Origin of the sequence: Amorphus orientalis, from assembly GCF_030814015.1 — a bacterium.
GTDB lineage: Bacteria > Pseudomonadota > Alphaproteobacteria > Rhizobiales > Amorphaceae > Amorphus > Amorphus orientalis.
The window spans coordinates 1-18,971 of sequence record NZ_JAUSUL010000006.1; the positions used below are offsets into that span (position 1 = coordinate 1).

Annotated in this window: 22 protein-coding genes; 5 read left to right on the forward strand and 17 right to left on the reverse strand. The window is 64.9% G+C overall.

All coding sequences use genetic code 11. The features are described 5' to 3' along the window. The 17 genes from J2S73_RS20145 to J2S73_RS20225 all read right to left on the reverse strand — a co-directional run. The coding region (locus J2S73_RS20145) for a methyl-accepting chemotaxis protein (protein ID WP_306887490.1) at positions 1 to 1,654 on the reverse strand (1,654 nt) is incomplete at its 3' end. A gap of 26 nt (positions 1,655 to 1,680) precedes the next feature. Next, positions 1,681 to 2,208: a hypothetical protein gene (locus J2S73_RS20150; protein WP_306887491.1), complete on the reverse strand. Its 528-nt coding sequence runs from the start codon at positions 2,206 to 2,208 to the stop codon at positions 1,681 to 1,683. After that, positions 2,205 to 2,579 carry a flagellar protein FlgN gene (locus J2S73_RS20155; protein ID WP_306887492.1) on the reverse strand — a complete coding sequence of 125 codons (375 nt, stop codon included), beginning with the start codon at positions 2,577 to 2,579 and terminating at the stop codon, positions 2,205 to 2,207. Before J2S73_RS20155 ends, J2S73_RS20150 begins: the two co-directional genes overlap by 4 nt. Before the next feature lie 10 nt (positions 2,580 to 2,589). Beyond that, positions 2,590 to 3,246, reverse strand: a complete 657-nt coding sequence (locus tag J2S73_RS20160; RefSeq protein ID WP_306887493.1) for a rod-binding protein — start codon at positions 3,244 to 3,246, stop codon at positions 2,590 to 2,592. Positions 3,247 to 3,299: 53 nt separating this feature from the next. Continuing rightward, entirely contained in the window at positions 3,300 to 3,695 is a 396-nt protein-coding gene (locus tag J2S73_RS20165; RefSeq protein ID WP_306887494.1) for a hypothetical protein, read from the reverse strand. Positions 3,696 to 3,699: 4 nt separating this feature from the next. Next, positions 3,700 to 4,455 (reverse strand): flagellar biosynthetic protein FliR, encoded by a 756-nt coding sequence (locus tag J2S73_RS20170; RefSeq protein ID WP_306887495.1) that lies wholly within the window; start codon positions 4,453 to 4,455, stop codon positions 3,700 to 3,702. After that, positions 4,452 to 6,494: a flagellar biosynthesis protein FlhA gene (gene flhA, locus J2S73_RS20175; RefSeq protein WP_306887496.1), complete on the reverse strand. Its 2,043-nt coding sequence runs from the start codon at positions 6,492 to 6,494 to the stop codon at positions 4,452 to 4,454. Before flhA ends, J2S73_RS20170 begins: the two co-directional genes overlap by 4 nt. Before the next feature lie 361 nt (positions 6,495 to 6,855). Then, entirely contained in the window at positions 6,856 to 7,122 is a 267-nt protein-coding gene (locus J2S73_RS20180) for a flagellar biosynthetic protein FliQ (protein WP_306887497.1), read from the reverse strand. A gap of 2 nt (positions 7,123 to 7,124) precedes the next feature. Then, positions 7,125 to 7,535 (reverse strand): flagellar hook assembly protein FlgD, encoded by a 411-nt coding sequence (gene flgD / locus J2S73_RS20185; RefSeq protein ID WP_306887498.1) that lies wholly within the window; start codon positions 7,533 to 7,535, stop codon positions 7,125 to 7,127. Positions 7,536 to 7,607: 72 nt separating this feature from the next. Continuing rightward, a complete protein-coding gene (gene flbT, locus J2S73_RS20190) occupies positions 7,608 to 8,066 on the reverse strand; it encodes a flagellar biosynthesis repressor FlbT (RefSeq protein ID WP_306887499.1) in 459 nt (152 codons plus the stop codon). Then, complete coding sequence (flaF, locus tag J2S73_RS20195; RefSeq protein ID WP_306887500.1) at positions 8,063 to 8,410, reverse strand: flagellar biosynthesis regulator FlaF; 348 nt, start codon at positions 8,408 to 8,410, stop codon at positions 8,063 to 8,065. The genes flbT and flaF overlap by 4 nt, the downstream gene beginning before the upstream one ends. A gap of 17 nt (positions 8,411 to 8,427) precedes the next feature. Then, positions 8,428 to 9,477, reverse strand: a complete 1,050-nt coding sequence (locus tag J2S73_RS20200) for a flagellar hook-associated family protein (RefSeq protein ID WP_306887501.1) — start codon at positions 9,475 to 9,477, stop codon at positions 8,428 to 8,430. A 4-nt stretch (positions 9,478 to 9,481) separates the two neighbouring features. Next, positions 9,482 to 10,954 carry a flagellar hook-associated protein FlgK gene (flgK, locus tag J2S73_RS20205; protein ID WP_306887502.1) on the reverse strand — a complete coding sequence of 491 codons (1,473 nt, stop codon included), beginning with the start codon at positions 10,952 to 10,954 and terminating at the stop codon, positions 9,482 to 9,484. 33 nt (positions 10,955 to 10,987) lie between these two features. Then, positions 10,988 to 12,220 (reverse strand): flagellar hook protein FlgE, encoded by a 1,233-nt coding sequence (locus tag J2S73_RS20210; RefSeq protein WP_306887503.1) that lies wholly within the window; start codon positions 12,218 to 12,220, stop codon positions 10,988 to 10,990. Between the two features lie 107 nt (positions 12,221 to 12,327). Further along, on the reverse strand, positions 12,328 to 13,650 hold the full coding sequence (gene fliI / locus J2S73_RS20215; RefSeq protein ID WP_306887504.1) for a flagellar protein export ATPase FliI: 1,323 nt from the start codon (positions 13,648 to 13,650) through the stop codon (positions 12,328 to 12,330). A 48-nt stretch (positions 13,651 to 13,698) separates the two neighbouring features. Beyond that, entirely contained in the window at positions 13,699 to 14,424 is a 726-nt protein-coding gene (flgF, locus tag J2S73_RS20220) for a flagellar basal-body rod protein FlgF (RefSeq protein ID WP_306887505.1), read from the reverse strand. 3 nt (positions 14,425 to 14,427) lie between these two features. Continuing rightward, the gene (locus tag J2S73_RS20225) at positions 14,428 to 15,204 is read right to left on the reverse strand and encodes a DUF1217 domain-containing protein (RefSeq protein ID WP_306887506.1); all 777 of its coding nucleotides are present in this window, start codon (positions 15,202 to 15,204) and stop codon (positions 14,428 to 14,430) included. Between the two features lie 151 nt (positions 15,205 to 15,355). Between J2S73_RS20225 and motA the strand changes: the two genes are divergently transcribed. From motA to J2S73_RS20250, 5 genes are read left to right on the forward strand one after another with little or no spacing between them, the layout of a single operon-like run. Next, a complete protein-coding gene (motA, locus tag J2S73_RS20230) occupies positions 15,356 to 16,240 on the forward strand; it encodes a flagellar motor stator protein MotA (protein WP_306887507.1) in 885 nt (294 codons plus the stop codon). Positions 16,241 to 16,244: 4 nt separating this feature from the next. Further along, a complete protein-coding gene (locus tag J2S73_RS20235) occupies positions 16,245 to 17,183 on the forward strand; it encodes a flagellar motor switch protein FliM (protein WP_306887508.1) in 939 nt (312 codons plus the stop codon). Continuing rightward, positions 17,164 to 17,493, forward strand: coding sequence for a hypothetical protein (locus J2S73_RS20240; RefSeq protein WP_306887509.1), 330 nt, complete (start codon positions 17,164 to 17,166; stop codon positions 17,491 to 17,493). The genes J2S73_RS20235 and J2S73_RS20240 overlap by 20 nt, the downstream gene beginning before the upstream one ends. A gap of 16 nt (positions 17,494 to 17,509) precedes the next feature. After that, positions 17,510 to 17,884 (forward strand): flagellar motor switch protein FliN, encoded by a 375-nt coding sequence (fliN, locus tag J2S73_RS20245; protein WP_306887510.1) that lies wholly within the window; start codon positions 17,510 to 17,512, stop codon positions 17,882 to 17,884. A gap of 53 nt (positions 17,885 to 17,937) precedes the next feature. Then, positions 17,938 to 18,960 (forward strand): flagellar motor switch protein FliG, encoded by a 1,023-nt coding sequence (locus J2S73_RS20250; RefSeq protein WP_306887511.1) that lies wholly within the window; start codon positions 17,938 to 17,940, stop codon positions 18,958 to 18,960. The last annotated feature ends 11 nt before the right edge of the window (positions 18,961 to 18,971 follow it).

The window sequence follows — 18,971 nt, forward strand, 5'->3', positions numbered from 1 at the left end:
CGATGAAGGCATCGACCTGCGTGCGCAGGTTTCCGGCCTGACGGGAGAGGTCAGAGGCGGCGTGGACGATTTCGGTCGACACGCGACCGGTGTCGCTGGCGGCGGACGACACCGACACGATATTGCTGGAGACGTTTTGGGTGCCCTGTGCAGCCTGCTGCGCGTTCTGGGCAATCTCGCCTGTCGCGGCACCCTGTTCTTCCACCGAAGACGCGATGGCGGTGGAGATGTCATCGACGCGGCTGATGGTGTCGGAGATCGTTTCGATCGCCTTCACCACTTCGCTGGTCGCGGCCTGGACCTCGGAGATCTGGGCGGTGATCTCGCCGGTCGCCTTGGAGGTCTGCTCGGCGAGCGTCTTCACTTCCATGGCGACCACGGCGAAGCCCTTGCCGGCCTCGCCGGCCCGCGCCGCCTCGATGGTGGCGTTGAGGGCAAGCAGGTTGGTCTGGGCGGCGATGTCGGTGATCAGCTTGACCACGTCGCCGATGCGCTGGGCGGAGGCCGACAGGCCGCGGGCCAGGTCGGCCGCTCCGGTGGCCTCGCCGGAGGCTTCCGTGGCGATCTCGGCGGCCATGGCGACCTGCTGGGAGATCTCGCGAACGGAGGCGGCCAGTTCCTCGGCGGCGGTCGCGACCGTCTGCACGTTGGTGGTGGCCTGATCGGCCGCAGAGGCGACGGTCGCCGACTGGCGCGAGGTTGCGTCGGCAGATGCACTCATGGTGCCGGCGTTCTGTTCCAGGTTGCTCACGGCGTCCTGAACGGTGCGCACGATCGACGAGACTTCCACGTCGAACTGGTCGGCCAGGGCGTGCATGGCGGCGCGCTTCTCGGCTTCCGTCCTCTCCTTGAGGGCGGCCTGCTCGGTGCGCATCCGGTCGGCGCTCTTCAGTTCGTCGAGGAGCTTGCCGGTGGCGATCCAGATGTCGCCGATCTCGTCCTTGGACTGACGCGGCTCGAAGGCCAGGTTCAGCTTGCCGTCGGCCATTTCCGACAGGGTCCGGCTGGCGCGAACCAGCGGGCGGCTCATCAGCCGCGTGCCGATGATCATGGCGAGGGCCACGGCGAGCAGAAGGCCGACGACCGCCGTTACCACGACAAGGGTGTCCATACGGGCCGCGAAGGTGGCCTGGGCGGCGCGCAGGGCATCCATGTCGGCGCGGGTTTCGGCCGCGTAGGCCTCGACCTGTTCCTGAAGGGCCGCTTCGCGGGCGGTGGTTTCCTCGTTGTTGCTCTGTGCGCTCGCCGCGAAGGCGCCGACTTCGGTCGCCAGGCGCGCCGTTTCGACCCGGAACTCGCGATAGTCGGCCATCTCGGAGCGGAGGGCGTCGAAAAGGGCCCGATCCTCCGGCTGAACGAGCGAGTTCAGAGAGGAGAGGTCGGTCTCGATCTGGTCGAGTGCCTCGACGATGCCGGCGGAATAGCGCCGGGCGTTTTCGGCGTCGGAGCTGATGAAGATGCTGCGGGAGTCCAGAACCGCCTCGGTGAGGTGGCGATTGATCTGTTCGAGCAGGTCCACCCGGTGGGCGGCCGTTGCGAGCGCTTCGCTGCGCTCCTCCAGCTTGCTCATTGCGTAGAGGGAAATGCCGGTCACGCTGACGGTTGCGAGGCCGAGAACTCCAACAATGACGGATAGCTTGCCAATAATTTTCATTCTCGATCCTCCGAAGGGCGGCTCAGCTAGTGCTTAGCGGCGTCCTGGCCCTCTCCGTGTTCTGACTTGTCTTCTTCGACCTGCTGTGCCGGCGCGGCTTTGAGGACGCGGCTCATTTCTTCGCGGTCGATATAGTTGAGGCCTTCCAGAAGGATGTCCTGAACCACTTCGTAATTCAGTCGCTCGTTGGCGTTGTTCTTGATGGCCAGCGCCATTTCCGGAAGGTTGTACTTGGAGAGCTTGCCGAATTCGACCTGCCCGTTGGTATAGATTTCGCGGAAAGCTTCATCGACCACGAACGGATCGGGCTCGACGCTCATTTCGCGCAGGACGGCGGCGTCCGCCGTGTAGACCAGCTTGGCGACCACGTAGCCCTGGATGGTGCCTTCACCGACCATCGGAATGGTCAGCAGCTCGAGCTTGCGATACTCCAGACCCTCCAGGTACGGCTCTTCCTCCACCGCGGAGGCGCCGGACGCCCATTGGGCGGCCGCATAGCTCGACCCGAGCGCGGCGGCGCAGACCCAAAGCCCGATGATGACGAGCTTGATCATGGCCGCGCCTCACCGGCAGCGAACGGGGCCGAATAGGTGCCGTCGGACTCCGCCTCGCGGAGCGTGCAGGCGATGATCTCGGCGACTTCCTGAGTTGCCGTCAGGTGGGTGCCGAGCAGCGACAGGTCCCGCTCCAGCTTTCCACGAAGCGTGGCGAGCCGTTCGGCGATCTCCTGGTTCGGTGCTTCGCCGTTGGAGCCGCGCACGAGGCGCGACAGCTCCAGGAGAACGCGGCTCTTCTGACGGCTGTAGACATCGAAGTTGACCGAGCCGACCTGGCCGAGCGCTTCGATCTCGGCGTCGAGGCTGGCTTCGAGGCGATCCAGAAGGCTGTTCAGGGCGACGTTGTAGCGGTCAGCGTGCGTGCTCATATCCATCGTCTCACTTGGATCCACCGGGGAGGATGACGCCGAAGCGCGCGGCCGCGGCGGACAGGATGTCGCCCAGGCCGAATTCGCGGGTCTGTTCGGTTCCGGCCTCGGCTTCGGCCGACGCCTCGGCGGCGGGCTCGGACGGGGCCGCGTCGGTCATGCTGGACGCGGGACCGGTTGAAGCCGCGGCCAGCGCGGGATCGAGGCTGGCCATCCGCCGCGCCTCGCTCGCCTGAAGCTGACTGGCAATGCCGATGCCGCCTGCGCCCGCCATCTGCTCGGCGATCTTCTCAGACATCATCGACCGCCACACGGAGCCGGCGGTGCCGGATCCGAACACGCTGTCGGTGTCATCGGGCATCATGGTCTCCACGAAGGTGGTGAGGACCATCGCCTCGAAATCCTGGTAGGCGCCTTTCGGCTCGATGCCGGGCTGGCTGGCGTAAAGGACCTGGTTGTTGGCCCGGGTGGTGAGCGACGCACTGCCGTCGTTCAGGACCCGCGGCGCGCTCCGGCTGAAGCCTTCGAACGCCGCCTTGAAGTCGGCCTTGTCCGTGCCGGTCGGACCCGCCGCACGCCGCAGCCGATCCACCGCCTCCGCATAGTTCATCGGATCGACGGCATTCACCACGTCGAAGACGATATCGGAGGGAGGGCTGATTGCCATGTGAGCGACCTTCGTCGGGAAATTTAGAACGCGCTCACACTGCAATTGTTAGCTTACGGGAGGCTTGCATCGATCCGGCGAACCGGCTTCACCACTTCCTCAAGTCTCCGGCGCTCCATAAGGCGCTGATATTCTTTCTCGATTCGCTTCGCGGTTTCTTCGACGCGCTTCAGTTTCAGCTTCTCTTCCTTGAGCTTCTCGCGCTCCACCGCGGCCTCGGCCGCCTTGGCATCCGCTTCGGCCGCGAGTGAGCGGACCCGGCGGGCCATCTGCTCCACGAAGAAGCCGTGGAGGAGGGTCGCTTCGTCCAGCGCGGTAACCAGGGCGATCTCGTTCTTGCGCAGCTCCTGCTCGCTCTGGACCAGGCCGCTCAGCCGCTGTTCGGACAGGCGTCCGATCTGCTCCTGGACCGCCTGGAGCCGCTTCATGCGCTTGATTCGATCGTTCATCGTCTCACCCCATCGCCAGCCAGGCACCGAACGCGCTGGAGAACACGATCAGCGCTTCCTTGATTGTGAAGAACAGCAGCAGCAGCCCGCCCGCCGTCACGAACGGCATGGCGATGAAGAAGATCGGGATCTGCGGCGTCAGCTTGTTGGTGATGCCGATCGCGAAGTTCACCACCACCGAATAGATCAGGAACGGGCTGGTGATGCGCAGCGTCAGCATGAAGGCGTCGGCGAGCTGGTCCGCCACGTCGACCAGGCCCAGCCGCGCGGAGAAGCCGCCGCCGGGCGGCAGCACGCCGTAGGAGTCCACCAGCCCCGCCAGAAGCACCCAGTGCTGGTCGGAGGCGAACACCATGGCGACCGCAGTCATGGTGAACAGCAGGGCCGTGCTGGGCAACGGGCCGGATTCGTCGGAGATGCCGCCGAACATGCCGCCCAGGCCGACGAACTGCGCCGCGGCGATCGCCAGCGTCTGGAGCGCCATGAAGAAGATGCGCGCCAGGAAGCCGATCATGAAGCCGATCCCGGTCTCCGACGCGATGGCGAGCAGAAGGCCTGAGGGGCTCCCGTCGCCGGTGGCCGGCCGCACGATCGGATAGAGCACCGGCGTGAGCGCGAGCGAGATGGCGACGGCCAGGAACAGCCGCACCTGCATCGGCATCCGCATGCTGGACAGACCGGGTGCGATGAGGAGGCAGCCTCCGATGCGGCAGAACACGAGGAGCGCCGTGAAGACCGTCTCCGAGGCCAGTTCGCTCACGAGATGGTGCCGAGCAACTTGATCTCGGCGCCGCGCGCGATTTCGACATGGGACAGCACCGGAAGGGCGGGGAACATCCGCTCCACGATCATGCGCACATAGGGGCGCGCATCGGGTGCGGTGACGATGGCGAACGCCTTGCCCTCCGACAGGTGACGGCGGATCACTTCGGAGGCCTGGGTGCCGAATTGCTCGACCAGTCGCGGATCGACGTCGAACTCGATGACCTCGCCCTTGCTGTCGCGCTTGAGGGCCTGATGGAAGGTGAGGTCCCAGTGGTTGCCGAGGCGCAGGACATTGAGCTCGCCGCCGTCGGAGAGGTCGCCGCAGATCTGCTGCGCCATGCGCATGCGGACGTGCTCGACGACCTGTTCCGTGCGGCGGACGTGGGGGACGATTTCGGCGATCGCCTCGAGGATGAGATGGAGGTTGCGGATCGAGACGCGCTCCGCAAGCAGCAGCTTCAGCACCGCTTGCAGCCCTGAATAGGAGATCTGGGCCGGGCAGATGTCGTCGATCAGGCGCTTGTATTCCGGGTCGAGGCGGTCGAGCAGCGCGCGCAGGTCCTTGTAGGAGAGAAGCTGCGGCAGGTTGTTGCGGATGACCTCGGCCATGTGGGTGAGGACCACCGACAGGTTGTCCACCGGCGAGAACCCCTCGCGGCGCACTTCCGTGGCGAAGGCGTCGGTGACCCACATCGCCTCCATGCCGAAGGCCGGTTCGCGCACTTCCTCGCCGGGCACGTCCGGCTTGTGGCCGCCGCCCGTCACCACCAGGAGCTCGCCGATGCGCAGCTGGTGGCTGGCGACGGCAGTCCCGTGAAACTTGATCTGGTACGACTTGGTCGGCACCGAGAGGCTTTCGGTGATCTTAATCTCCGGGATCACGAACCCGTACTGGGTCGCGAACTTGCGGCGCATCTTGTTGACGCGCTGGGCGAGTTCCTGCGGATTGCGCAGAACGGTGGTGGCGAGCTGCTTGCCGACGGCGAGTTCGATCTCCGCGACCTTCAGCGATTCCTTGACCGATTCCTTGACCTCGCGCTGGCGCTCTTCTTCCTCCGCCTTGGCCTGCTCGGCTTCGGCGGCCTCCTTGGCGGCGAGCTGCTTGGGGACCGTGTAGCCTACGAAGGCCATGATGGCGCTCAGCACGAGGAAGGGCAGCATGGGCAGGCCGGGCATGACCGCGAAGATCGCCATCATGCCCGCCGCCACGAAGAGGGCCTTGGGATAAGCGCCGAGCTGGCCGAGCACCGCCTGTTCGGCCGTGCCCCGGGTGCCGCCCTTGGAGACCAGAAGGCCGGCGGCCAGCGACACGATGAGGGCCGGGATCTGGGAGACCAGACCGTCGCCGACGGACAGGCGGGTGAACACGTCGGCTGCTTCGGCCAGCGGCATGCCGTGGCGGGTGGTGGCGATGACGATGCCGCCGAAAATGTTGACCACGATGGTGATCAGGCTGGCGATGGCCTCGCCGCGCACGAACTTGGAGGCACCGTCCATGGAGCCGAAGAAGGAGCTTTCCTCTTCGAGTTCGCGGCGGCGGGCCTGGGCTTCCTTGTCGTCGATCAGACCGGCCGACAGATCCGCGTCGATCGCCATCTGCTTGCCGGGGATGGCATCGAGGGTGAAGCGGGCGCCCACCTCGGCGATACGCGTCGCGCCCTTGGTGATGACCAGGAAGTTGACCGTCACCAGGATCAGGAAGACCACGATGCCGATGACGAAGTCGCCGCCCATCACGAACTGGGAGAAGCCCTGGATGACGTGTCCGGCGGCCGACACGCCCTCGTTGCCGTCGGCCAGGATCAGGCGCGTGGTGGCGACCGACAGCGACAGGCGCATCAGCGTCGCGATCAGAAGGATGGTTGGAAACGACGAGAATTCGAGGGGTTTCTGAATCCAGAGGGCGACCATCAGGATCAGCACGGAGAATGCGATCGAGAGCGCCAGCCCGATGTCGATCAGGAAGGTCGGGATCGGCAGGAACAGGATGGCGAGAATGGCGATGACGCCGCCGGCAAAGCCGACGTCGCGCATCGGAAAGCCGCCTTGGGATCGGGCGCCCGTCGAAGATATGTCGGTCAATTCAGACTCCCCTTCCGGAGCCCGGCTCGGCCGCCTGCGGCGACCGGTCGTTCATAGCTCCAGATTCAAGCGCTTGGGCCACACCCGCCGACGGCTCATGCCGTGCGGTGCGAGCGGGTCACGGTCGGGACCTTGAACCCCGACGCTTTCGGGAAGCTTGCGTGCCGGATCGCCGACGTCGAAGGCGATGACCGACGCAATCCTGAGAGGGGCGCTGCGACGCGACAGCGGGGAGGAGGAAGGGGAGGGGACGCGCGGGACGGCCGACCGGGCCGGGTGGCCCGATCAGGGGAGCAAGGGTCCCGCAACCGGCTCAGAAGCCGGTGATGATCCGACCGTAGACTTCGTCGGTGAAGGCGAAGATCTGGGCGCCGATGAACGTCGCCGTCAGCGCGGAGACGGCGAGAATGGTCAGGATCTTCGGAATGAAGGTCAGCGTCATTTCCTGCACCTGGGTCAGGGCCTGAAACAGCGCGATCAGAATGCCGATCAGCATGGCTGACACGACGGCAGGCGAGGAGGCGACGATGATCGTCCAGATCGCCTGCTGGACGATATCGATTGCGTCGACTTCGCTCATCGTCAGCTCAGGACCACGCCGGGAGTGACCATCATCTTGGAGCCGTCGGTCAGCGTCGCCTCGGGACCGTAAGCGGTGACCCGAACGGACGCGACTTCGCCGCTCTGGGCGCCGTCGGCGGAGGTGACGGTGCGGCCGATCATGTTTCCGGCGAACGACAGCTCGGAGGAGGCCAGCAGGAAATCGAGCTTGGTGTTGGATTCCATCTGCTGCTCGACCTGGGAGAACGAGGCGAGCTGCGCCATGTACTCGGTCGAGTCCATCGGCTTGGTCGGGTCCTGGTTCTTCATCTGCGTGACCATGAGCTGCAGGAAGGCGTCATAGTCAGGTGTCTTGCTGGTGTCGCCGCCGGTCTTGGTCCTGGATGACTGGCCGAATGTCGAACTGTTGGTCAGGCTGTTGATGTCGGACATGGTGCCGCCTCGAATTGACTGGGGAGCGTGCGGTCCCGGCGCCGGCCGGGACTGCAGAGGTCGAAGGTCGGGTTACGCGACGGCGGTCTCGGCGAGCCGATCCGCCGCGCGGGTCCGTCCATGGCTTTCGCTCTGGCGAGACCTGCCGAGGATGCTGTCCTCGACGGCAAACAGGCGCCGGATCGTCCGCAGACCGTCAAACGGCCGGTGGGCCTCCACGTGGCGTTTGACTTCCGCCAGGCCTTCCTGGATGTCGGCGTTGGTGCAGGTGTCCACCAGCGCCTCGTGCATGCTCTCGAACAGGGCGCGCGTCGCTTCGGCGTTGCGCGGATCGATCAGCATGGTCTGGACCACGAAATAGAGCTGCCGGAGCGGCGTGGTTGTGTCCTCGACCTGCATGACGTGGCTTTCCAGCAGGAACGTCACGTCGTTGAGAAGCTCGAGCGTGACCTTGCGGCCGACCCGGATGACGGCGCCGTTGATGTAGATGCGTTCGCCGGCGCGCAGGGAGATCTGGATAGGCTTTGTCATTTGAGGCCGTCCCGAATGGTCCGGTTGATGTCGATGAGGCCGGCATAGTTCTGCGACTTGCCGGAGATGATCTGGTCGGCCTCGCGAATGATCCAAAGGCCGATCGACACGAGGTCGGCGCGCAGGGTCTCGTCGAGACCGTTCTCGCGATCCGCCAGGTCGCGGATGAAGAAACCCCACAGCTGCTGCACGTAACGCAGCGCCTTGATGCTTTCCGGCGCCATCGGATTCTTGGCGTCGGCTTTCCGCAGGAGCGCTATTCCGTGCTCAAGCGCCATGATTTCGCGGCCGCGCCGTTCATCACTGGAATCGTCGAGGACTTCTGCATAGGAGAACTTGTACATTTTTTCTCTGCTCTCGTTTATGCGTACTTCATGATGCTGAGGCGCATGATCTGCGTGGTCAGCGAGTAAGACATTTCGATCTGCGTGGTCAGCTGATCGACTTCCACCTTGGCGTCGACAGGGTCCACGGTCTCGAACGCGTTGATGCGGGTCTCGACGATGTCGATGGCCGCGTGCATGCGCTCGTCGGCGACGTTGATGCGCTTCTCGAAGTGTCCGAGGTTGGCGCGTTCGGAAATCGTTTCGGTCAGGCCGGAGTTGAGGGTGGTGATCGCGTTCTCGTAGACGACCTTTCGGGTGTCCGGATCGAGCGCGTTCATGTTGAACTCACCAAGCATGGTGAGCGCCTTGGCGAGCCTGCGGGTCGCGTCGGTGTTGGCGGTGATCGAAGTGCGCACCGTCTCGTCCGGCGAGATCCGGCTGGTGATCGCCTCGTCGCTGGCCGACGACCAGGTGGTCCCCCAGTCGGGATCCTGGAACAGGGCATCGAACTCGTTGTCGATGAAGTCCTGCATGTCGGCGGGCGTGATGGCGGCCAGGCCGGCGCTGTCGTTCTGGGGCGGAATGCTCAGGCCGAACTTGGCGATGAGCGCGTTGTCCACCGCGGTGCGCGGCGCCCCGTCGTAGTCCGCCATCGGCGGCTGCGAGGAGTTGATGCCTCCGAAGAGATAAACCCGGCCGTCGGTCGAGTTCATGGTCCGGATCAGGGCCTGCATGCCCTCCTTGGACTGGGTCTCCAGCAGCCGGATCGTCTGATTGGTGTCCGGATAGGTTGTGAGGTTCTGCTGGATGGCGTCCATGGTCTCGCCCATGGAGCCGAGCACCGTGTGCGTCTGGCTGATGCGGGCCTTGGCGAGCGAATTGGAGGTGATCATCGCTTCCAGGTTGCCCAGGTCGCGGCGCAGCGCCACGTTGCGGCCCGTGCGGTCGCCCAGCTTCAGACCCACGTCGGCATGGCGGCCGGTGCTCACCTCCTTGGTGGCATCCGACAGACGCTTCTGCATCTCGGCGAGGTTCGACCTCGGAGAATTGTGCAGCGTCGCGGTTGAGATCAGGCTCGTGCGCATGGGATTATCTCACGATCGTCAGGAGCGTCTTGTAGAGCTCGTCGATGAGGCCGATGAGCTTCGCCGACGCGGCATAGCTTTGCTCGAACTGGAGCTGCATCGCGTACTCCTCGTCGAGGTTCACGCCGGTCGCGTTGGACAGCGCCTCGGAGGAGCGGGCGAGGATGGCGGTGCTCTGGTCCACACCCCGGCTGGTGGTGGCGCGCAGGCCTTCGATCCACGAAGTCGATTCCGCCGCGAACTCCGTGACGCTGGACGTCGAGGACAGACCGGTGGTCGGATCGAACCCCTGGCTGGCGTCGAGGCCGTCGACCAGGGCGGACACGCGGGCGGAATAGCTGGCGGCGCCGGTGGTGTTGTAGGTGTAGTCGCCGCCGTTGATGCCGTCGCGGATGCGCGCGGTCGAGCCGCCCTGGTTCGGGTCGGCAGCCGGGTTCACCTTGAGGAGCCCGGCCAGGCCCGGGGTGGCCGGAGGTCCGGCCGGGATGCCGGGGGTCGGCGTATCCGTATAGGTGAACAGGCCCGGCTGATCCGGATCGAAGGGCGGTCCGACCTGGTCGGTCTCGGCGAACGCGGTGATCAGGCCGCGGGCGGTTTCGTCGAGCTGGCGCTGGAACGTGTTGGAAATGTCGTCGCGCAGCTGGGTGAGCCCGACCAGACGGCCGGACTGCAGCGGCATCGTCGCGCCCGCGCCGGTCACCGGCACGCCGTCGACCAGCACCGCGTTGCCCGGAACGCCCGGCGAAAGGACCGTGGACTGGTTGAACGTGACGGTGCGGGGATGGGTCTCGAACAGCGTCACGCCGCTGTCGGTGTAGAGGACGACGTCGTTCTTTTCGCGATTGACGACGGTGATGCCCATTTCCTCCGACAGGGAGGAGATGAGAGCGTCCCGCTTGTCCAGGAGATCGGTCATGTCGGCGCTGTTGCGCGACTGGGACACGATCTTCTCGTTCACGACCTCGAAGTCGGCGAGGATCTTGTTGATCCGGGCGACCGAGGAGCCGATGTCCTGATCGGCCTCGGTGCGGATGGTGTCAACCAGCGCCGAGGCGTCGTTCAGGGTCGTGGCGAGATCGTTCGCCGACGTCACCACGTTCCGGCCGAAGAGCGGGTCGTCGGGTGCGTTGGCGAACTCCACAAGCGCCGAGGACAGCTGGCCGATCTTGGCGGCCGGAGAGAGATCGCTCTCCGGATCTCCGACCGTCGTGGCAAGCCGGTCGAGGCCGTCGAGAACCGCCGACTGGGCGGTCTGTGACGACGTCGCGTTGAGCATGCGGGTGTACAGCGTGGAGTTGTTGGATCGCGTGACGTAGGCGATGCGCGCACCGCCGTCGTCGGTTGTCACGGTTCGCGCGACCTTGCGCGAGTAGTTGGGATCGTCCGCACCAGCGACGTTCTTGCCAGATGTAGCAATCTGGGTCGTCGTCGACTGGATTGCGGATCGCGCCGTGTTCAACGCTACCGACAGGCTCACAATCGTATCTCCGCTCTAGCTTGCTTGCTCGGATCAGCGTTTCAGGTTCATCAGCACTTCGAGCAGCTCGTTGCCGGTCTGGAAGACCTTCGAGTTGCCGGTATAGCTGCGCTGAGCGACGATCATTTCGGTGAATTCGGTAGCCAGATCGACGTTCGACTGCTCCAGCGCGCCGGAGATGATCTCGCCGTTGCTGCCTTCGGTCGGGAAGCCGACCATGATGTCGCCGGAGTTGAGCGTCGTCTGGAACACGTTTCCGGCCAGCTGCTCGAGCTTGTCCGGGCTCGGCACGTCGACGAGCGGGATCCGGAAGACCGGGATCTTCGACCCGTTCTCGTAGACCGCCTGGACCGTGCCATCGGTGCCGATCTCGACGTCGGAGACCACGCTGGCGGCGTTGCCGTTCCGCTCGACGCTCAGCGGCGTGTAGTCGCTCTTGAGCTGGCTCATGGACGAGATGTCGAGGGTCATCGGCTGACCGCCGGGGATGTTGAAGCCGACCGTGCCGGCGGCCGGAGCCGTCAGCTGACCCGTGGTCGGGTCGAAGGTCAGGTTGTTGGTGCTCAGCGCCGCGCCACCCGTGCTGTCGTAGATGTCGAACTGCCAGGTGTCGGCACCCGTCTTCGTGAAGTACATGTCCAGAACAACCTCGCCACCGAGGTTGTCGTAGGTCACGATGGAGCTCTTGGTGTGATAGGTGCCGGCCGCCGGAGCGGCGGCGGTGCCCGGAGCGGCCATCGCGGTGACGCGCGCGTCGATGTTGGCGGTCAGCTCGCCGGTGGTCGTCGGCGTCGCCTGCATGTTCATGGCGGTCAGGTCGACCGGGACCATGTTAGCGTAGCCGTTCAGGGCCGCCGCGGGCTGCTGGCCGCCGGAGATGTCGTAGCCCATCAGGGTGAAGCCGGCCTGGTTCTTCAGGAGGCCGGTCGCCCCGTCGACCTCGAAGCCGCCGGCGCGGGTCAGGAACGGCTGGCCGGAAGGATCCTGGACGACGAAGAAGCCGCTGCCGTTGACCGCCAGATCCGTCGGCGACGTGGTGTAGATCCGGGGGCCTTCCTGGCTGATGGCGTAGCGAACGTTGGTGACGACCGAGCCGGAATTGTAGCTGGTCTTGGAGTTCTGCATCAGCAGGGAAGAAAATTCGGTCGAGGCACGCTTGTACCCCGTGGTGTCGGCGTTGGCGATGTTATCGCCCACCGTCGAGAGTTTCGTGGACTGGGCATTCATGCCCGACACGCCCGTGCGAAGCATCCCGTAGAGGCTCATGGGTATTCTCCCGGTTGGACTTGCCGTACTAGAACTGGTTTGGCTTGTGCGAGGCTGGCCGTCTCGCGGGGGCCGCGGGACGAGACGATGGCGGCGGGCGCGGCGGGTTACCCCTTCATGATCCGCGCGAGCTCGGCGAAGGCGTCCTTGGACAGAGGCGTATCCGGGCTCTGTCGGAGCGCTTCGTAGATTTTCGGGACCAGGGCGACGGCCTGGTCGAGGTCCTGATCGGCGCCGGGCGTGTAGCCGCCCAGAAGCCGCAGATCGCGGGTGTCCTCGAAGCGCGCGATCATCGCCTTGAGGCGGCGGACCAGTTCGCGCTGCTCCTTCGACCAGACCAGTTCGGCCAGGCGCGAGATGGAGCCGAGGATGTTGACGGCCGGAAACCGTCCCTGATCGGCGATCGAGCGGTCGAGGACCACGTGGCCGTCGAGGGTGCCGCGAATCGAATCGGCGACCGGATCGTTGTGGTCGTCGCCGTCGATGAGGACGGAGAAGATGCCGGTGATCGTGCCGCCGCCGTCGAGGCCGGGGCCGGCGCGCTCCAGAAGCCGCGGCAGGTCGGAGAACGTGCTCGGCGCATAGCCGCGCGTCACGGCGGGCTCGCCGGCCGCCAGCGCCACGTCGCGGGCGGCATGGGCGTAGCGCGTCACGGAATCGATGATGAGCAGGACCGACTTGCCGAGGTCGCGGAAATATTCCGCGATCGACATGGCCGACTGCGGCGCGAGGCGGCGCATCATCGGGCTTTCGTCGCCGGTCGAGACCACGACCACCGACTTGGCCCGGTTCGCGGCCAGCGGACCTTCGAGAAATTCGCGCACTTCGCGGCCGCGTTCGCCGACGAGGCCGACCACCACGACGTCGAAACCTTCCGCGCCCGCCAGCATCGCAAGCATGGTCGACTTGCCGACGCCGGAGCCGGCGAAGATGCCGATCCGCTGGCCTTCGCAGAGCGGCGTGAACAGGTCGATGACCTTGATGCCGGTCATCAGCGGCTTGTTGATCCTTGCCCGGGTCATCGCGGCCGGCGGTTCCCGGTCCGGCGGCATCATCCTTTCGCCGCGGGGCAGGGGACCCTGATCGTCGAGCGGTTCGCCAAGCGCGTTGACCACGCGGCCGATCCAGCCTTCGTGCGGTTTCAGCCCCATGGCGCCGAGCCGGTAGGCGGTCTGGCCGACGCCGATGTTGATCTTGCCGTCGAACGGCTTGACCGCGACGGTCTCGTCGTCGACGCGGATGACTTCGCCGGTCACCTGGCGGTCGCCGTCGTCGAAGCCGACCCGGTCACCGAGCCGGAGAAAGGGCGACAGCCCCGCCACGCGGTAGTAGTGCGGCGCGACTTCGCGCACCACACCGCCGATCCGCACCAGGGGAACCTCGGTGCGGGCCTCTTCGAGCGTACCGGCGAGGCGCGTCAGGGTGTTCATGCGGCGCTATCCCTCTCGGTGCGGCGGAAACGAAGCACTGGCGGAGGATCAGGAGCTCGGGCCGAGCGACCGGATGGCCTGCTGCTCGGTGCTTTCGCTGCGCTCGACGGCGGATGCGGCGCTGTCGAAGGCGCGCGAGATCATGATGAGCTTGGTCATTTCCATGATCGGATTGACGTTGGCGCCTTCGGCGTAGCCCTGCTTCACCGAGTTGCCGACACGATCCTCGACGGGAAGCGCGGCCTGGTCGGACAGGACGGCGTTGTCCCCGTAGCGGCTGAGGCGCGCATCGGCCGGCAGCAGGAACAGGCCCAGCGCGCCGATCTGCTGCTCGCCCTGGGAGATCATGCCGTCGCGGCCGATCGAGACTTCGCCTGCGGCCGGGTCGATGGCGATCGGCGCTCCGCCGGCATCGAGAATCGGGTGGCCGGACGAGGACAGGAGGTCGCCCGCCTCGTTGATCTGCAGGCGCCCGTCGCGGGTGTAGGCGTTGCCGGCCGGCGTCTCGATACTGAACCAGCCGTCGCCGTCGATGGCGACGTCGAGCTTGTTGCCGGTGTAGGTCACCGGGCCCGCCTTGCGGGAAATGAAGGTGTCGCCGGTCGAAGAATAGGCCACTTCCCGCGTGCCGAGTTTCGACAGCACCGTGTCGAACTGGACTTCCTCGGCGCGGAAGCCGCCGGTGTTCATGTTGGCGACGTTGTGGGCGACCGTGGTCATACGGCGCTCGAGCGCGACCTGACCGGACAGCGCCACATAAAGACTGGACGACAAGATTTAGCCTCCGCGCCGGAATTGATTGAATGTCATGGCCAGGTCGAGCCCGATCGATGTCTGCGGCTGCCTGGAGAACAGAGTCAGAATTGGAGAGGTCTGAACGCCGGTCTTCATGTCCCACATGGCCGTGAACCGGGCGAGGAACTTCTCCAGTTCCTTCGGATCCTTGAGGGATGCGACATCCAGGCGCTTCTCGATGGTGGCGGCCTGATTGTCGATGTTCGCGCCCTTCATCTCGTCGGGGAAGCCGAGGGCCGTGAAGACGACCTCCTGAAGGGCGGGGTCGGCAAGGATGCTGTAGCCGGACTTGAGGCTGTCGACGTTGCGCTCGAAATAAAGCGCCAGCCGGACGCCTTCGTTCTCCTGTCCGAGATCCGATTCCAGGCTCTGCCGGACGTAACGGGAGACCACGTCCTCGCGGGCGAGGGCGAGTTCGGTCACCACGCTGCCGCTGTCGACGAAGTTGAAGCTGAGCGCGAATTCCTTGAAGCGGTCGTCGTCGAGCCGATTCACGTAGGCCTTCGGATCGTCCAGGCTCTCGCTCAGGATCTTCCGCATCAGGCCCTTGGCGTGCGACATCTCCTCGAGACCGAAGGCCTTCATCGCGTACTTGAAGAGCCGGGTATCCTCGAGAAACTCGTCGACGTTCTTCACCTTGGAGATATTCTCCAGGTAGTAGGTCGTCTCGAGCTTGACCGGAGCCTCCTGCAGCTTGAGCGACAGGGTGCGGTCGAGATCCCGCGTGGCCATACGATATGAAGTGTAGGTCGAGATCATGTTTCGATCCTCGGATGAGCCCGTGGATCGTGACCGCTCAGGCTTGCGCGAGGCTGCCCGCTTTTGCGCTGCGAAATAGCCTCCGATTGATCAGCCTCACGCAAGCTAGTGCGCCCAAAGTCGGTCCGCTCTCACAGGGAAGGATCGAACCTTGGGCGTTTTCCTTGGTCTCATCATCGGTATCGGCTCGATGGCCGGCGGCTTTATGGCCATGGGCGGTCATATCGGCGTGCTCTGGCAGCCGTTCGAATACGTCATCATCGGCGGCATCGCGCTCGGCATCTTCATCATCGCCAACCCGATGGCGGTGATCAAAGACACCGGCAAAGGCATATTCGAAGCCATCAAGGGAGCGGGCCCCAAGAAGCCGGACTATCTGGAGCTGCTGGGTCTGCTCTATTCGCTGATGCGGGAGCTGCGCTCAAAGCCGCGCAACGAGGTCGAAGGCCACATCGACAATCCTGGCGAGTCACCGATCTTCCAGCACTACGCGAAGATCTACAAGGACAAGTACTTGACGCAGTATATCTGCGACTATGTCCGCCTGATCCTCATCGGCAACGCCCGTTCGCATGAAATCGAGGCGCTGATGGAGCAGGAAATCAACACGATCAAGAAGTACAAGACCAAGCCGTATTCCGCGCTCAGCGCCGTCTCTGAAGCGCTTCCGGCGATCGGCATCTGCGCCGCCGTGCTGGGAATCGTGAAGGCGATGGGGGCCATCGATCAGTCACCGGAAATTCTGGGCCACTATATCGGCTCGGCCCTGATCGGAACCTTCATCGGCATCTTCGGATCCTATGCGATCATCGGCCCGCTCGCGACCAAGATCAAAACTGTCCGCGAGAAGCAGTGTCTGCCGTACATCATCATCAAGCAGTCGGTGATCGCCTACATGAACGGCGCCCTTCCGCAGGTGGCCCTCGAGCACGGCCGCAAGACGATTTCCGCCGCCGAGCGTCCTTCGATCGACGATGTCGAGAATGACGTGATTGCCAACACGCCGGGTTCGGCGAGCATGCAGCAGGCTGCCTAGTTCCATGAATGCGATGAATTCCCAGGCGCGCGGCGACAACATCCGCGACATGCTTCTCGACGCAGCCGGCCTGTCTCTCGACCGGCTGCCGATGCTCCACGTGATCTTCGACCGCGTGTCGACCTACTGCGCGGACGGTCTCCGGCAGCTCGCCGCGTCCCAATGCTACTACTCGATGAGCCACATCGAGAACGGCCGGATCGGCGACGTTCTGGAAGAATATGAAGGCAACGCCGTGGTCGGCGTGTTCCACGCCCCTGGCTGGGACTCCCATGTCATCGTCGGGTTCGACCGCGACTTCGTCTTCACCATGGTGGAGGCGCTGTTCGGGTCCGACGGATCGGAGCCGCCGATCGACGACGAACGGGCCTTCACCAACATCGAGCTGAGCATCTGTCGGGCGCTGTTCGAAATGGTCGGCAAGGCGATGAAGGAATCCTTCTCGCTGGTCACCGACACGACCTTCAAGTTCGAGCGTCTCGAGACCCGTCTCGACTTCGCGGTCATCGGCCGTCGCAACAACCAGTCGGTCGTGGCGAAGTTTCTGCTGCAGGCGATCAACCGCGGCGGCGAGATGTTCGTCATGATCCCGCAGTCGGCGCTGACGCCGATGCGGCAGACGCTGGCGCGCGCCTTCACCGGCGATTCGTCCGTCCGGGACGCGACCTGGGTCAAGCAGATCCAGACCGAGGTTCAGAAGACCACCGTCACCCTCAACGCGATCCTGGAATCGCGGAAGATATCGCTCGAAGAGATTTCCAACCTCAAGGTGGGGCAGGTGCTCCAGCTCTCGGCGACGCCGAAGACCCAGGTCAAGCTGGAAGGCAACAACCAGCCGCTGTTCTGGTGCCAGCTCGGCCAGGCCGACGGCGTGTACAAGCTGCGGATCGAGGACATGGTCGATCGCGAGCAGGAGTTCTACGATGACATCCTATCTGGCTGATACCGCGCTGCTCGTTGCTCTGGTCGTCACAAGCGTCATCGCGTTTGCGATGTACCGGCGCCTGAAGCGTCTGGAAGTCTACCATTCCGACTACAAGCGGATCCTGGCCGAGACCGACGACGCCCTTCAGGCGGCCCGCAGCGCCGTCGCCACACTGAATGCCGAAGGGCGCGAGACCGCGCTTGCGCTGGCCGGCCGCATCGAAGCGGCCGAGCGCCTCGTCCGCGAGATCGATACACGGACGGGCCGCTCCGGCCCTTCGGAAACCGCCCGCTCGAACGACAACGCCCGCTCCACGCTGGGCCAGTAGGAACTAGGGGATCCCCATGAACGACACCGATGATTTCTCCGACGACGAGACCCGCGACGACGCGTTCGAAGCGGAGGCCAGTGAGGGTGAGGAGAAGGTTGCGGAAAAATGGACCTTCGGGGCCGAGCGCAATCTCGACTCCATCCTGCGCATTCCCGTCGAGATGCAGGTCGTGCTCGGCTCGGCGAGCATGCCGGTCGCCAATCTGATGAAGCTTGGACGTGGCGCCATCGTCCCGCTGGACCACCGTGTCGGCGAGCCCGTGGACGTCGTGGTCAACGGCCGCATCATCGCCCGTGGCGAAGTGGTCGTCGTGGAAGACGACAACTCCCGCTTCGGCGTCTCGCTGACGGAGATCGTGGGCCCTCCGAGCGCCGACGGCCGCAACTGACGCCCACCCGGCGATCCCGAACGTTCCCGATCCGCAGAAAAGCGAACCCGTAAATGGTCACCGCTACTCCGACCTCGCGCACGCGCCCCCTCAAGGGTCCCGATAAAGTCGCCGCCCTGCTCATGGCGATGGGCAAGCCGACGGCCGCCCGCGTCATGCGGCATTTCAATGCCGACGAGATCCGCATGGTCACGCGGTCGATCGCCGAGCTGCGCCCGGTCGGGGCCTCCCAGATCGAGTCGATCATCGAGGACTTCGCGACCCAGTTCGGAACCGGCGCGAGCCTTGTGGGAACCGTCGACGAGGTCGAGAAGCTGCTCTCCGGCATCCTCGATCCGGACGAGGTGAAGCAGATCGTGAGCGACGTTCTGGGCAACCAGAACCACTCGATCTGGGACCGGATCTCCCAGGTCTCCGAGCAGTCGCTGGCCAGCTACGTCGCGAAGGAGCACCCGCAGACGGCGGCGCTGATCCTGTCGAAGGTGAAGTCGGCCTGCGCGGCCAAGACGATGGCGCATCTGACGCCGGAGCTGCGCAACGACCTCACCCGGCGGATGCTGACCTTCAAGCCGATCGTGAACGAGACGATGCAGATCATCGAGAAGACGATCCATGAGGATTTCATGGTCAACTTCTCGCGCAACGCCGGCTCCGACACCCATGCCCGCATGGCCGACATCATCAACAAGATGGAGCGGGACCAGATGGAGCAGGTGCTGGAGGATCTGGCCGGTTCGAAGCCGAAGTCCGCGGAGATCCTGAAGGGGCTCCTGTTCACCTTCGACGACATCGTCCGGCTCACCCCGCGCGCCCGCACCACCCTGTTCGACCAGGTTCCGACCGAGAAGGTCGTGGTCGCCCTCAAGGGCACGGATCCCGATTTCCGCGACATCATCCTGCAGTCGCTCGGCGCCCGCGTGCGGCGCATGGTCGAGCAGGAAATCGCGAACAGCGAGCCTTCCTCCCAGCGTGACATCGCCGATGCGCGCCGCGTCATCACCGACATGGCTCTCGAAATGGCCGGTCGCGGCGAGATCGAGATCGCCGATGCCGATGACGACGGCTACATGAGCTAGGCGGGCCGGGC